This is a genomic window from Gordonia sp. SCSIO 19800 (assembly GCF_018132775.1).
GTDB classification, from domain to species: Bacteria; Actinomycetota; Actinomycetes; order Mycobacteriales; family Mycobacteriaceae; genus Gordonia; species Gordonia hongkongensis.
On the sequence record NZ_JAGRQM010000007.1, the window covers coordinates 1 to 13,509 of the forward strand.

At 65.4% G+C, this 13,509-nt stretch carries 10 protein-coding genes; 9 read left to right on the forward strand and 1 reads right to left on the reverse strand.

The features are described 5' to 3' along the window. Positions 1–818: 818 nt before the first annotated feature. Both KB201_RS10165 and KB201_RS10170 read left to right on the forward strand, forming a co-directional pair. Positions 819–2,258: a cytosine permease gene (locus tag KB201_RS10165; protein WP_058253433.1), complete on the forward strand. Its 1,440-nt coding sequence runs from the start codon at positions 819–821 to the stop codon at positions 2,256–2,258. Between the two features lie 123 nt (positions 2,259–2,381). After that, positions 2,382–3,341 (forward strand): phosphotriesterase, encoded by a 960-nt coding sequence (locus tag KB201_RS10170; protein WP_211539159.1) that lies wholly within the window; start codon positions 2,382–2,384, stop codon positions 3,339–3,341. Here the strand turns inward: KB201_RS10170 and KB201_RS10175 are convergent. After that, positions 3,329–4,516 carry a TetR/AcrR family transcriptional regulator gene (locus KB201_RS10175; RefSeq protein ID WP_247450786.1) on the reverse strand — a complete coding sequence of 396 codons (1,188 nt, stop codon included), beginning with the start codon at positions 4,514–4,516 and terminating at the stop codon, positions 3,329–3,331. The two genes, KB201_RS10170 and KB201_RS10175, sit on opposite strands and share 13 nt — an antisense overlap. Before the next feature lie 818 nt (positions 4,517–5,334). Between KB201_RS10175 and KB201_RS10180 the strand changes: the two genes are divergently transcribed. The 7 genes from KB201_RS10180 (at position 5,335) to KB201_RS10210 (ending at position 13,503) form a co-directional block, all read left to right on the forward strand. Then, positions 5,335–6,183, forward strand: coding sequence for a glycosyltransferase family 2 protein (locus tag KB201_RS10180; RefSeq protein WP_137809090.1), 849 nt, complete (start codon positions 5,335–5,337; stop codon positions 6,181–6,183). A 3-nt stretch (positions 6,184–6,186) separates the two neighbouring features. Continuing rightward, on the forward strand, positions 6,187–7,293 hold the full coding sequence (locus KB201_RS10185; RefSeq protein ID WP_065631352.1) for a glycosyltransferase family 4 protein: 1,107 nt from the start codon (positions 6,187–6,189) through the stop codon (positions 7,291–7,293). Further along, on the forward strand, positions 7,290–8,324 hold the full coding sequence (locus KB201_RS10190) for an NAD(P)-dependent oxidoreductase (RefSeq protein WP_065631351.1): 1,035 nt from the start codon (positions 7,290–7,292) through the stop codon (positions 8,322–8,324). The genes KB201_RS10185 and KB201_RS10190 overlap by 4 nt, the downstream gene beginning before the upstream one ends. Further along, positions 8,321–9,088, forward strand: coding sequence for a glucose-1-phosphate cytidylyltransferase (gene rfbF / locus KB201_RS10195; RefSeq protein WP_065631350.1), 768 nt, complete (start codon positions 8,321–8,323; stop codon positions 9,086–9,088). The genes KB201_RS10190 and rfbF overlap by 4 nt, the downstream gene beginning before the upstream one ends. After that, on the forward strand, positions 9,085–10,269 hold the full coding sequence (locus KB201_RS10200) for a DegT/DnrJ/EryC1/StrS aminotransferase family protein (protein WP_205334268.1): 1,185 nt from the start codon (positions 9,085–9,087) through the stop codon (positions 10,267–10,269). Before rfbF ends, KB201_RS10200 begins: the two co-directional genes overlap by 4 nt. Positions 10,270–10,271: 2 nt before the next feature. Then, positions 10,272–12,485, forward strand: coding sequence for a hypothetical protein (locus tag KB201_RS10205; RefSeq protein WP_137809088.1), 2,214 nt, complete (start codon positions 10,272–10,274; stop codon positions 12,483–12,485). Between the two features lie 187 nt (positions 12,486–12,672). Further along, positions 12,673–13,503: a family 16 glycosylhydrolase gene (locus tag KB201_RS10210; protein ID WP_240199041.1), complete on the forward strand. Its 831-nt coding sequence runs from the start codon at positions 12,673–12,675 to the stop codon at positions 13,501–13,503. The last annotated feature ends 6 nt before the right edge of the window (positions 13,504–13,509 follow it).

Sequence of the window (13,509 nt, forward strand, 5' to 3'; positions counted from 1 at the left end):
GTGGGTCAAGACCGCTGACCAGATCCTCGACTCCATCGCCCACTACTGCACACGAATTAATGACTCAGAACACTAGCGGGGATTATGTCATAACGTAGGTTATCGGCGAATCTTGGAGAAAATCAGGTCATTTCGTCATCAATGACGAAACTGTGGAGCAATCACGAACCGTTCGGCCGTCGAGGCGTTCTCCAAGCTGATCCTGCGGAACGAGTACACCCTCTCCGACGTCGAGAAGGTCATCGCCGGGGACACCGATGCCGTCGACGTGCCACCCGACTAGACCCCGTCCAGCGGTGGGCCGCGACCTCTCACGGTCGCGGCCCAGCGCCCCGGCCCCGCTCACACCCGCCACCTCGAGGAACCATCGTGACCATCACCGCCGAACTTTTCCCCCGCTGCGCCCTGCCCGGCTGCGCGATCCCCACCGACACCCAGGGCCACCCCTGCAGACAATGCCGCCGTGACCTCGGAACCCTCGTGCGCCACAACCCCGGCGGCCGCCGACGCCCAAACCGGCCGCGACCACGACGTCGCCCTGGCCTACCGGGCTTAAGAACAGCTACGCATCGCCGACGCCGCCGAACAACGCATCGCCCTCCAGATCGGTCAGCGCGAGAAGCCCGGACAGTCCAGTTGGCTGTGCGAGAAACGCCGAAGGTGTGACATTCTGTCCGTTCCGTACCCGAGGAGTGCGAACGTTCTGTAGGTATCGCGCGACGGGCGGTGCGACCACCATGGATGCACTGCGCATCGTCGCGCGCCATGCCCGAACGCACCCCGCCCAATCGGGGGCCGACACTTCCTGGACGGACTCCATGACCGCACTCGACGCCGCGACCCCGTCGGCACCCGGACCGGGCCATTCGGGCCCGCAGGCCGAGGCCGAACTCGAACTGATCCCCGAGTCCGCGAAGACCCATGACGTGCGCGGACAGTTCTGGATCTGGGCCGGTGCGAACATCGCGCCGATCAACTGGGTGCTGGGTGCACTCGGCGTCACGATGGGCCTCGGGCTGTGGGAGACGGTGGCGGTCCTCGTCGTCGGCAATGCCATCGGCATGACCATCTTCGGCGTCTTCGTCGTCATCGGTCAGCGCACCGGGGTCACCGGAATGGTGCTGTCGCGAGCCGTCTTCGGACGCCGCGGCGCCTACGTTCCCGCCGCCGTCCAGGCCCTGGTCTGCATGGGCTGGTGCGCGGTCAACACCTGGATCGTTCTCGACTTGGTGATGGCGCTGCTCGGCGAGATGGGACTCGTCGACCCGGACCTCGACAACAACGCCGCACGGATCGTCGTGGCCGCGGTCATCATGGGGATGCAGGTGACGATCGCGTGGTTCGGGTACCGGGTGATCTCCGCGTTCGAACGATGGACGGTGCCTCCGACGGTCGCGATCCTGCTCGTCATGACCGTCGTCGCGTGGGTCGGCCTCGACGTCGACTGGGGACAGACGACCGCTCCGGAGCTCACGGGATCGGCCCACATCGGCGCGATCACGGCGGTGATGACCGCGATCGGCATCGGCTGGGGTCTGACGTGGATCGGTTACGCCGGCGACTACTCGCGCTTCGTGTCCCGGGACGTCCCGTCGCGCAGGCTGTTTCTCGCCAGTGCACTCGGGCAGTTCATCCCGGTCGTCTGGCTCGGAGTGCTGGGTGCGTCCCTGGCGACATTGAGCGACTCCGCCGACCCGGGTGAGATCATCGTCGACGCCTACGGCGTTCTCGCACTGCCGGTTCTGTTGCTGGTGATCCACGGACCGCTCGCGACCAACATCCTCAACATCTACACGTGCACGGTGTCGACGCAGGCGCTCGACATCCGCGTCGACCGGCGCGTGCTGAACCTGATCATCGGCGTCGTGGCGATGGCGGTCGTCGTCTACTTCGTGCTCAATAGCGACTTCGCGACCACCATCGACTTCTGGCTGGTGTCGATCGTCGGCTGGTTGAGCCCTTGGGGCAGCGTTGTTCTCGTGCACTGGTTCCTGATCGCGCGGCAACAGATCGACGCCGAGAGTCTGTTCGCCACACCGGCGGACAGCGTCCTGCCGATGGTCCGGCCGACCGCCCTCGTCGCACTCGCTCTCGGTGTCACCGCGACCTGGATGTTCATGTACGGGATGCTGCCGGCACTGCAGGGGCCGGTTGCGGTCGCACTGGGCGGGATCGACCTGTCGTGGCTCGCCGGGGCAGTCGTTGCCGGCACCTCCTACTGGACCATGGAGAAACTCACCGCGCCACGCGCTGCCTGAAGCCCGTCCCGCCAGAGCCGTGGCGGTCGGCGGCGACGACGGGCGAAAGCCGCCTGCCGCATCAGGTCGTCGACTAGGGTTCGGCGCAGTGGAGGCAACGCGGCCTCCTGGTGAGGAGGTTCCATGGCCACCGTCCACACCGCGACCGGCCCGATCGATTCCGCTGACCTCGGGAACGTGTTGGTGCACGAGCATGTGTTCGTCGTCGGCGAGGAGTTCCGGCAGAACTATCAGGACGATTGGGACGAGGACGAGAAGGTCGCCGAAGCTGTCCGCGACCTGACCGAACTGAAGGAACTCGGGATCGACACGATCCTCGACCCGACGGTTCTCGGTCTCGGCCGGTACATCCCACGCATCCAGCGGATTGCCGAACAGATAGACCTCAACATCGTCGTCGCGACCGGGTTGTACACCTACAACGACATCCCGTTCCAATTCCACTACGCGGGACCGGGAATGCTCTTCGACGTCCCGGAGCCGCTGGTCACCCTGTTCACGAAGGACCTGACCGAGGGGATCGCGGACACCGGTGTGCGAGCGGCCTTCCTGAAGTGCGCCATCGAATCACAAGGATTGACACCGGGAGTTGAGCGCGTGATGCGCGCGGTGGGACAGACGAGCGCCCAGACGGGGGCGCCCATCACCGTCCACACCGATCCGCACAGTCAGTCGGGTCTGGTCGCCCAGCGGGTCCTCGCCGAGGAGGGAGCCGACCTGACGAAGGTGGTCATCGGCCACTCCGGTGACAGCGTCGACCTCGACTACCTGATGAAGCTCGCCGACGCCGGTTCCATCCTCGGCATGGATCGTTTCGGGCTCGACCTCCTCCTGCCATTCGACGAGCGCGTGAACACGGTCGCCGAACTCTGCAAGCGCGGCTACGCCGACCGTATGGCCCTCGCGCACGACGCCGCCTGTTTCATCGACTGGTTCGACCACGAGGCCAAGAAGCAGGCACTCCCGAAGTGGAACTACCGGCACATCAGTGAAGAGGTGTTGCCGTCGCTGCGGGAACGCGGGGTGAGCGAGGCCGACATCACGACCATGCTCGTCGACGTGCCGCGCCGCTACTTCGAGTAGGGCCGCGATGCACGGACCACTTGGCTTCGCGGAATGTCCGCGAGCCGGCGCGGACTCAGGCCCTGGGTACCGGGACCGCCACAGAGTTCGACCGGGCTCAGGATGGCGGATGCCAGCGCGCGGAACTCGCCTTCGATGCCCGGCCGCGAGCGGAGCTCTGGCGACGAGATGACCTGGTAGACGAATCCGGCAAGTGCCTGCGTGAGCGCGTTGGCATCGGCGTGCGCCAGGGTCGGTGAACGGGCCAGGATCGCGGCAGTCCACTCAGCGGTGTAGTCCGACGCGGTCCGGCGAAGTGAGACCTGGTCTGCTTCCGGCAGATACACGATGTCCTGGAGGGCGATGACCAACACTCGACCGTTCGGGCCGAGCGAGTAGTCGAGGAACACACCTACGAGGACGTCCAGCGCTTCAACCGCCGAGGACTCCGCCAGTGCGTCGACGGATATCCAGTGCAGATTCTCGAGACCTCGACGCATGATGGTCATCAGGATGTCGGTCTTTCCCGCGTACTCCTGGTAGACCGTCGCCGGCGACACATCCGCTTCGGCGGCGATCTCGTGGATTCGGACGTTGGGAAATCCGCGCGCGAAGAACATCCGGGTCGCGGCGGCGAGTATCCGATCACGCCGCGCAGCGGGCCGTCGGCTGGATCCATCGGCGAACCGCGCGCGGGACTGTGCCCCGCGGGGAAGCGGACAGCTCAGGATCGAGTCCACGACCGCCCGCTGGATCTGCGTGAGCCGCCGTGGGGTGAGCGAACCCCGCATCGCGGCGGTGCTCGAGAACACGCTGACCGCCGCGGTCGCGAGGAGTTTCGCGGTCTGGGCGTCGATGCCGGCCTCGGTGGCGTCGAACTTCGACGCCAATGCGTCGATCAGCATGCGGTGGTGCCCGTCCATGTCGTCGAGATCGGATCGGTCGAGATGCCGTCGCTCGCGGGTCCACAGTGTCGAGACGTCGCCGTGCGCCGCCCTGGTCGCAAGCAGGTCGAAGAACACGCCGAGCTGTTCGGCCGGCGATTCGCTGCGCTCCTCGGCTTGGGTCAGGAGTGCGCGTACCCCCTCCACCTGCGTCGCCAGCGCTTTCGCGAGAATGTCCTGCTTGGACGGAAAATACCGGTACACCGCCGGCCCGGTCAGTCCGACGGCGGCGCCGATCTCCTCGACGCTCACATTCCGGTAGCCGGCGTCCTGAAAGAGCGAGGTCGCTTCCGCGATGAGCTGCTCGACCCGCGGTTCCGGGGGTCGCCCCGGCCTCTCGTCTCGAGGCGCGGGAGCCGGCGCCGACCGTGACGGGGACGGAGGTGTGGGTGAGTTCATCGCGCGCCGGCAGCCTTTCCTGCTCGAGGTCTGACGACCTCGGGGTCACTTTCCATTCGTTGGAGCCCGCCGGGTGGATCCCAACAGTGCCGCGAATCACACTCGCGATTCTGAGATCGAAACCGAACGACTCTTGACCACGCGGCGTAGGCGTGTGTTTCCGGCTCGGGGCCGCAGACCGCGGTCGTCGGACGACGCTTCGAACCCAGCTGTGAATCGCAGGTCGACGACGCAGCGCGTGTAACGGCGACTCACTGAATCCGCCGACCGCGTGTGGAGGCCGGCCGCTGTGCTGGGCTTTCAACCCGTGTTCGCGCCCGGAAGGCAGTGCGTTACCGCGTGTATCGGCCATTAACCCTGGATGCGCATTCAGGGCCGAGAGGACGGCTGACCATACCGCCCGGTACGTGGTCTGGCACGAGTTTGGTTGCGCTGCCACGCGTTCCGAGTTCGGAATCCGTTCGCCTCGCGAAGCTCAACAGGCGCGCTGTACGCCTCCCCATCTCGCCGATCCTCTGCTACTGTCCGAATCGGGTCGTCGGGGAGGACGGCCCTGTCTCTCTACTTCAGAACGCGCACTCGCTCGACTCGTTCAGTCGATGCTTCCGGGGGGAAGTCTCGTACACACACGTGTGGTTGGACCGTGCGCGGGATTGGACACAGTGATCGAAATGACCGGCCAGAACAACGGGACCGCAACTGTTGCGGCGCAACCAGATGCCCAGCATCGACTCAGCAACACTCAATTCGTCACTCACCGAGATCGTGGCCCCACGACATCCACGGTGAGCCTCATCATTCCGGTTCGCAACGAAGCACGGAACATCGGGTGGGTGCTGGAACAGATCCCCAAGCGGATCGACGAGATCATCCTCATCGACGGAAACTCCACCGACGCAACACTCATCACCGCGCGGAGTTACCGCCCCGACATCAAGATCGTGCAACAGAGCGGACCCGGCAAGGGCAGTGCGTTGCGTACCGGTTTCGCCGCCGCGACGTCCGACATGATCGTCATGATGGACGCCGATGGCAGTATGGCTCCGCAGGAGATCACGCATTTCCTGCACTTCCTCGAGAACGGTTACGACTTCGTCAAGGGGTCGAGGTTCATGGGCGGGGGCGGGTCACTCGACATCACCCGGTTCCGGCGGTTGGGCAACTACGGGTTGCTCGCGTTCTTCAACAGCTTGTACCGAACCGAGCTGACCGATCTGTGTTACGGCTTCTGCGCTTTCCATCGGCGATACCTGGATCTTCTGGATCTGCAGGCGACCGGCTTCGAGATCGAGGCCGAGATGACTGTACGCGCGGTGCAGGCCGGCCTGCGGATCGCCGAGGTTCCGAGCCTGGAAATGCCGCGTCGCACAGGTAATTCCAATCTCAACGCGATCTCCGACGGCCGACGGGTGCTGCGCACCGTGTGGCAGGCGCGAGGTGGCAGGCGGCCGGCGACGATACGTCCTGATGACAATCATCGAGGCGCCGCCCAGGTCTCCTCGGGTCACCCGGCCGGCTGAGCCGTGACCTCCGTCAAGGTCGACGACGCCGGTGAGCGGCGTGGTCGGATCGTGGTGATGACGGATCGGATGAGTCCCGGCGGGGTGAGTCATTTCATCCTGCAGGTCGCGACCCACTTCGCGGGCGAGGGACATCAGGTCGACGTGCTGTCGCTGGCGGCCGGTGAATGGGACCATCGGCTCGCCGATGCCGGCATCCGACGGCTTCGTCTCACGGACTCCGCAGCACTCCGCGCACTGCGATCCGCCGACGTGATCCATTGTCAGCAACGATTTCTCGGACTGATCGCCGCTGCGCTCGGGCGTGGTTCCCGCACAGTCGAACACGTACACAACGTGCTCACCGACCATCGCGGCCTGTCGTATCGCACGCAGCGGATCGTCGCGGTGTCGGGCGCCGTCCGGGCGTCACTACTCGCGAACTTCCCGCACGTGACTGCTGAGCGGGTCTCGGTCGTGCACAACGGAGTACGGAAGCTGGGCGCCACCATTGCGGCCTATGAAGACAGGCCATACGACCTCGTGAACGTCGCGCGGTTCGACGAGCAGAAGGACCCGCTGCTGTTCCTCGAACTGGTGAAGGAGCTCTCGGAACGGCGGGAGAGTCTTCGTTGCCTGTGGATCTCTCCCGGTACGGGACCGCTACAGGACGACTTCCTCCGAAGACGCCAGGAACTGCTCCTCGAGGACGTGGTCCAGATCAGCGTCGGGGACACCCACGCGCACACACGCGCACAGGTTGCCCGGTCCCGGATGTTCCTGCTCACATCGCGGTGGGAGGGCCTACCGCTGTCGGCGCTGGAGGCGCTGGCCAGCGGCACGCCGGTGGCGACAACCCCGTGCGGCGAGATCGCACACATCGTGAACGAGAGGTCGTGCGGTGTCGCCATCGACCCGCAGGCAGACGACCGTGCCGACCGGATCAACGACGTGCTGACCAATCGGACGTCATGGAATCGGCTCGCGCACAGAGCTTTCGCCGTAGCGGATGACTTCAGCGAAGTCCGCATGACGGAACAGATCAGACACATCTACGCCGGGATCGCCCCGGTATTCAGCAAGGTGCCCAGTCGGCACCTCGACAGCCAACGAACAGGAGGACGGGGATGAGGGTTCTCGTCACCGGACATCTCGGATACATCGGAGCCGAGTTGGTCCCCATGCTCGTCGACGCCGGACACGACGTCGTCGGGCTCGACACCGATTACTATCGGGACCGCGACTTCCGCACGGAACCGCTGCGCGTACCCACGCTCGACATGGACATCCGTGACGTCGAGCAGCGTCATCTGGCGGGGTTCGACGCCGTCGTACACCTGGCGGCACTGTCCAATGATCCGGTCAGCGAGCTGAACCCGGAGCTCACCTACGACATCAATCTCGATGCCAGCGTGGGCATCGCCCGAGCCGCGAAGGCGGCCGGCGTTGCCCGCTTCGTCTTCTCGTCGTCGTGCAGCCTCTACGGGGCGGGCGCGGAGGGTGCGCTCACCGAGGATGCCGAGATGGAGGCCGTCACTCCGTACGGCGAATCCAAAGTCCGCGCCGAACAAGCGATCAGCGAGCTGGCCGACGACGCCTTCTGCCCCACCTTTCTCCGGAACGCCACCGCGTACGGGATCTCCCGTCGCCTCCGCACGGATGTCGTGGTGAACAACCTCGTCGGGCATGCGGTCACGTCCGGAAAGGTGCTGTTGATGAGCAATGGCGCCGCCTGGCGACCGCTCGTCCATGTCCGCGACATCTCGCACGCGATCGTCACGGTCCTGCAGGCGCCACCGGCGACCGTGCACAACGAGGTGTTCAACGTCGGTCGCAACAGCGACAACCATCAGATCCGGGATGTCGCGAAGATGGTCGCCGACATCGTGCCCGAGTGCGAGGTGGCCTTCGCCGACGACGTCGTCGTCGACATCCGGAACTACGTCGTCGACTTCACCAAGATCGAGACGTCGCTACCGGGCTATGCGCCGCAGTGGACCCTGGCCACCGGCATCGCGGAGATCCACGCCGCCTACGTCGACGCGGGCCTGAGCGCGGACCGGTTCAACGGAAACGACTTCGTCCGGCTGCGAGTCCTGCGCGAGCTCCTCGACGCCGACGTGCTCGACGCCGATCTGCGATGGACGGGTGATCGGTCATGAAAGCGGTGATCCTCGCCGGAGGCAGAGGCACCCGGATCAGTGAGGAGTCCGTCGACCGGCCGAAACCCATGGTCGAGATCGGCGGACGCCCGATCATCTGGCACATCATGCAGATCTACGCGGCCGCCGGCGTCACGGATTTCGTTGTGCTGCTGGGCTACAAGGGCTACATGATCAAAGAGTTCTTCGCCAACTACTTCCTGCACGCCAGCGATGTCACCGTGGATCTGGGCACCGGCGCGATCGAGAACCACTCGTCGAACGGTGTGCCGTGGCGCGTCACCCTCCTCGACACCGGTCTGGACACGATGACCGGCGGCCGCCTCCTGCGCGCTCGCGAACACATCGGCAACGAGACCTTCTCGTTCACTTACGGTGACGGTGTCGCCGACATCGACATCCGAAAGGTGTTGGCGCACCACGAGATGTCGGGCAGCATCGCGACGGTGACGGCCGTGCAACCACCCGGGCGGTTCGGCACGCTCGACGTCTCTTCGCCGCAGACCAGATTCGTCGAGAAGCCGGAAGGCAGCAGCGGCTGGATCAACGGCGGGTTCTTCGTCTCGTCGCCGAAGATCCTCGACTACATCGCCGGCGACGCCACCCTGCTGGAGAAGGAGCCGCTGGAGACCCTGTCCGCTGAGGGGCAGCTGTCGGCATACCAGCACGACGGATTCTGGCGCGGGATGGACACCATCTGGGACAAGGTCTTCCTCAATGATCTCTGGGATCGCGGAGAGGCGCCGTGGAGGTGCTGGTCATGACGACCTCGATGGAACGAGCCACCTCGACGGTGCCCGTCTACCGCCCCTACCTGGGCGAGGATGTCCAGCAGGCTGCAGTCGATGCCCTCGCGGCCGGATGGCTGGGCATGGGTGCACTCAGCAAGCAGTTCGAGGAGGAGGTCGGAACCTACCTCGGCGCATCCGAAAGAACTGTCGTGTCGACGAATTCGTGTACCGAAGCGCTTCATCTGGCGGCCCGGCTGATCGGACTCGGCCCGTCCGATGAAGTGATCTGCCCGTCGTTCACCTACGTCGCGGGTCATCAGGCGTTGACACGAACCGGGGCTGAGGTCGTCTTCTGTGACGTCGAACCGCGGTACCTCAACATCGACCCGCAGCGTGTGCGCGAGCTGATCACGCCTCGCACCAAGGCGATTCTGGTGGTCGACTATCTCGGCTTCCCGTGCGATCTCGACGAGCTCATGGCCATCGCGCGCGAGCACGGGTTGCGGGTGATCGAGGACGCCGCCCACGCCTTCGGCAGCGTCCGGGCTGGACGCCGCGTCGGATCACACGGTGACATCACATGTTTCAGCTTCGGACCGGTGAAAATGATCACGACGCTCGAGGGTGGGGCGATCGTCACCTCCGATCCCGCTGATCTGCAGGTGCTTCGGGAACTTCGGCATCTCGGCATCGACTCCGACACCGACGCGCGATATCGGAACCAGCGCAACTGGGACTTCGACGTCGTCCGGCAGGGCTACCGGTGCCACCTGGGCTCGGTGCCCGCCGCGATCGGACTGTCGCAATTGGCCAGGGTCGACGAGTTCATCGCCAATCGCCAAAGCTACTGTCGGTTCTACGATTCGGCATTCTCCGACATCCCCGAGCTCGAGCTATTCGACACGGACTGGTCTGACGTAGCTCCGTACATCTATGTGATCAGGACCGGGGGTCGCTCCGAACGCGCCCGGTTGGTCGAACACTTGAAGTCCGCCGGAGTCGCCACCGGGATTCACTTTCAGGGGGCGCATGAATTCAGCTACTACCGAAACAGCCGACGCGGCGATTTGTCCGTGACCCACGCCGCTGCCGACCGGGTTCTGACCCTTCCGCTGCACTCATATATGAGCGAAGCGGATCTCGACCGGGTTGTCTCCGCGGTGACATCCTTCTACCGCCCCGCGATCGGTTCGGGCCGGGCCACGGAAGGATAGCCGTGGTTCACCGACTCGAGGACGCGATCGCGCGGGCGGTACCGAACCCGCCGACCGCGCACTCGATTCCTGACCGCGCACCGGCCGTCGTCGCGCTCCTGTCGATCATGGCGATCGCGGTCTCGGCGCTGATGTGCGTTCTGACGGCGTCCGGGGTGGCTCCGCTCCTGCCCGAGGGGCTCCGTGCCGTGGCGGTGGTGAGTGTGACCCTGGTTCTCCCCGGGCTACCGATCGCGGGGCTGTTCGGCTGGCCGCGCAACGGACTTCTGCCGAGCGTCGCCATCGCCTTGTCGTTGAGCACGACCGCCATCATCGGGCTGGCCTCGCTCCTCGCCGGCTTCTGGCATCCGCTGCTCGCGCAGGCGGTCATCCTCGTGATCGCTGCCGTCGCAACCGGTGTACTCATCAGAGCACGATGTCCGCGTCCGTCGTCCGACCTGCGCGCGGGCGCCGGAGCGGCGGCGTCGGCGGTGATCACGTCGGTCCGGACGTTCGATCGGGTCACCGCGGCGCTGCTGGGCGGATCCCTCGTCCTGTTTCTGATCGCGGTCGCCCGATTGCATCCCGAGCAGGCGGGCGTGTACGGGCTCGTGCCGATCCTCGGGGTCTCCTACTTCGTCGGATTGGCTGCGCTCTGTGTGGCCCTGTTCCGGGAGTATCGTCGACGCCGTCTGCACCGGACGGGGCTCGCCGCGAGCAACGTGATGCTCATCGTCTACATGAGCATGCCGGTCGCATGGTCCAGTGGCACACCGCCTTTCCCGACCGCCTACGTGCACCGGTTCCTGACCGATTGGTACTCCGAGCTCGGCGCGCTGCCGCCCGCGGTCGACGGCCGGATCAGCTGGAGCGGCTTCTTCGCGGGCGCGGCGCATGTGATGAGGACGGGTGGGCTCGACGACAGCACGGTCTTCCTCACCAGCGCGTCGCTGATCTTCGGCACTCTGCTGATGTTTCCGCTGTACGCACTCGGACACAGCGTGTCCGGAAGCGCGCGCGTCGGATGGGGGACCATCACCATCTACATTCTCTTCAACTGGTACCAGCAGGATTACTTTGCGCCCCAGGCGCTCGCGATGCAGTTGTACGTGACGATCGTGGCTGTGCTGATCTGGCAGCTGAGGGTCTCACCCCTCCCGCCCGTCGGCTTCTGGCGCGCATGGCGACGCGTGCCAGGACGACCACGTGGTCGTGGACCTGGATTCTCATACGCGGTCGAGGGAGTTGTGATCGTCCTCGTCGCCGCGATGGTGGTCAGTCACCAGTTGACCCCGATGGTGACCATTGCCGCCCTGGCGGGGCTCGCCCTCGTCGGGTCCACACGACACAAACTGCTCTGGCTGGCCGGACTGCTCCTGTTCAGTGCGTGGTTCACCTTCGGTGCGAGCGGGTATTGGCTCGGGCACCTCGATCAGATCCTGACCGAGATCGGCGACGTCACCGCGAGTGTCAGCTCCGGGCTGTCTGACAGAATCACCGGGGATCCGGTCTACGGTCGGATGCAGTACCTCAGGATCGGTGGCACCGCCCTGCTCCTCCTGGTGGCCACGATCAGCTGGTTCCGTCTCGGCAAGAGCCGATTCCGATCACCCCTCGCCATCCTCTCCATGGTCCCGTTCGCACTCGTCGTGGTGCAGAGCTACGGCGGCGAGGTGCTCGTACGGTGCTTTCTGTATGCGTCACCCGCGCTGGCCGCACTGGCCGCGCTCGCCGTGGTCGGTGCGGCGCGTCGAATCCGAGGTTCCGCGCGCATGCCCGCCACCGTGTTCGCGATCGGTGCAGTCGCACTCACTCTCGTGGTCGCGGTGTTGGGGGTCTCCAATCGCGCGCTCAACACCTCGTTCGAGTATTCGCGGCCGGCCACCGTGCGGGTTTCCGACGAGCTGGTGGCCCAGGCGCCGTCTTCCGCGATCGCCTATTGGGGGCAGGGCTCGACGATCGGACTGCCGCGGGCCTACGACATCGGGGCCTCGTGCATCGCCGAACAGCGCGAGTTGGCGGAATGCACTGCGGCTGAGGACATCGACTATCTGCTGGTATCCGAGGAGGACGAGAAGCTGTTGCAGTACCGGTACGGGATCAGCCCGGACGAGGTCGCCCGACAACTCGCGCTGATGGTGCAACGGGACGGTTTCGTCTCCGCCTACGACGACGGAGAGGTCCACGTGCTGAAGCGCCTGGGGGCTCCCGACATCGATCTGGAGGCCGCGCCGTGATCGCGACCGTCCTACTGTTCGTCACGGCCGCAGCTCTTTTCGTAGCCGCCGCCGTTCGGCGCGAGCATCGGGTCCCTCCATGGGGAGCGGTGTCCACCGATCGCGTGTCACAGGTCCTCACCGTCGTGGCGATCACGACCACGGCGATCGCCTGCGCTTCCGCCCTGCTCTCCATGGTGGGCCGGATATGACGCGTGCGCGAGGTGGTTGGTTCCGTACATTCCTGCAACTGCTGACGGTGGTTCTCCTCGCCCCGATCGTCGGATGTGGGATGACACCGGCGCGGGGGTTTCCTCGCGGAGACCTCCCCGGCTGGAAGCAGGTGTTCTTCGACGATTTCGATCGTGATGCGCCGGTGGGCAGTTGGGCCAACGAGTGCTCCCCGTACGACGTCGTGTACACCGGCGCGGAAGGTCAGCAGTGGTTGACCTATCCGCGGTGTTTCCCGGACACCTTCGACCGTCGGCCGTATCGAGCGGACGAGGTACTGAGTGTGGACAACGGGTACCTCGTCTTCGATCTGCACAACGTCGACGGGGTTCCGGCGGGGGCGAGTGCATCACCGATACTCGACACCGGTAGCCAATACCAGACCTACGGGCGTTACTCGGTCCGGATGCGGGTCGACACACCAGACCTCGACGAGTACTACGTCGCATGGCTCCTGTGGCCGCAATCGGAACAGTGGCCGCGGGACGGCGAACTCGACTTTCCCGAAGGCTGGCTGTCGAGAACCGTTGGTGGATGGCAGCATTTCGCGGGCGAGGGTTCCTGCGACGGGTGCAAGATCCCGTCCCGGGACATCGGGGCGCGCTTCACCGACTGGCACACCTACACCATCGAATGGTCGCCGGGGCGTGTGCGGTACCTGCTCGACGACACCGTGGTCCTGGACAGCACGCAGTGGGTCCCGACGACACCGATGCGCTGGCAACTGCAGACCGAGACCCGAGGCGACGGGAACAACCGCGGCCGGGTTCTCGTCGACTGGGCTGCCGTGTGGTCGTACGAGGAATGACGTTGC

Excerpts from the sequence above, each read along its gene's own strand:
- KB201_RS10165 (WP_058253433.1), top strand. The coding sequence starts at position 819 with ATGACCGCACTCGACGCCGCGACCCCGTCGGCACCCGGACCGGGCCAT.
- KB201_RS10170 (WP_211539159.1), top strand. The coding sequence starts at position 2,382 with ATGGCCACCGTCCACACCGCGACCGGCCCGATCGATTCCGCTGACCTC.
- KB201_RS10180 (WP_137809090.1), top strand. The coding sequence starts at position 5,335 with ATGACCGGCCAGAACAACGGGACCGCAACTGTTGCGGCGCAACCAGAT.
- KB201_RS10190 (WP_065631351.1), top strand. The coding sequence starts at position 7,290 with ATGAGGGTTCTCGTCACCGGACATCTCGGATACATCGGAGCCGAGTTG.
- rfbF (WP_065631350.1), top strand. The coding sequence starts at position 8,321 with ATGAAAGCGGTGATCCTCGCCGGAGGCAGAGGCACCCGGATCAGTGAG.
- KB201_RS10200 (WP_205334268.1), top strand. The coding sequence starts at position 9,085 with ATGACGACCTCGATGGAACGAGCCACCTCGACGGTGCCCGTCTACCGC.
- KB201_RS10210 (WP_240199041.1), top strand. The coding sequence starts at position 12,673 with ATGACGCGTGCGCGAGGTGGTTGGTTCCGTACATTCCTGCAACTGCTG.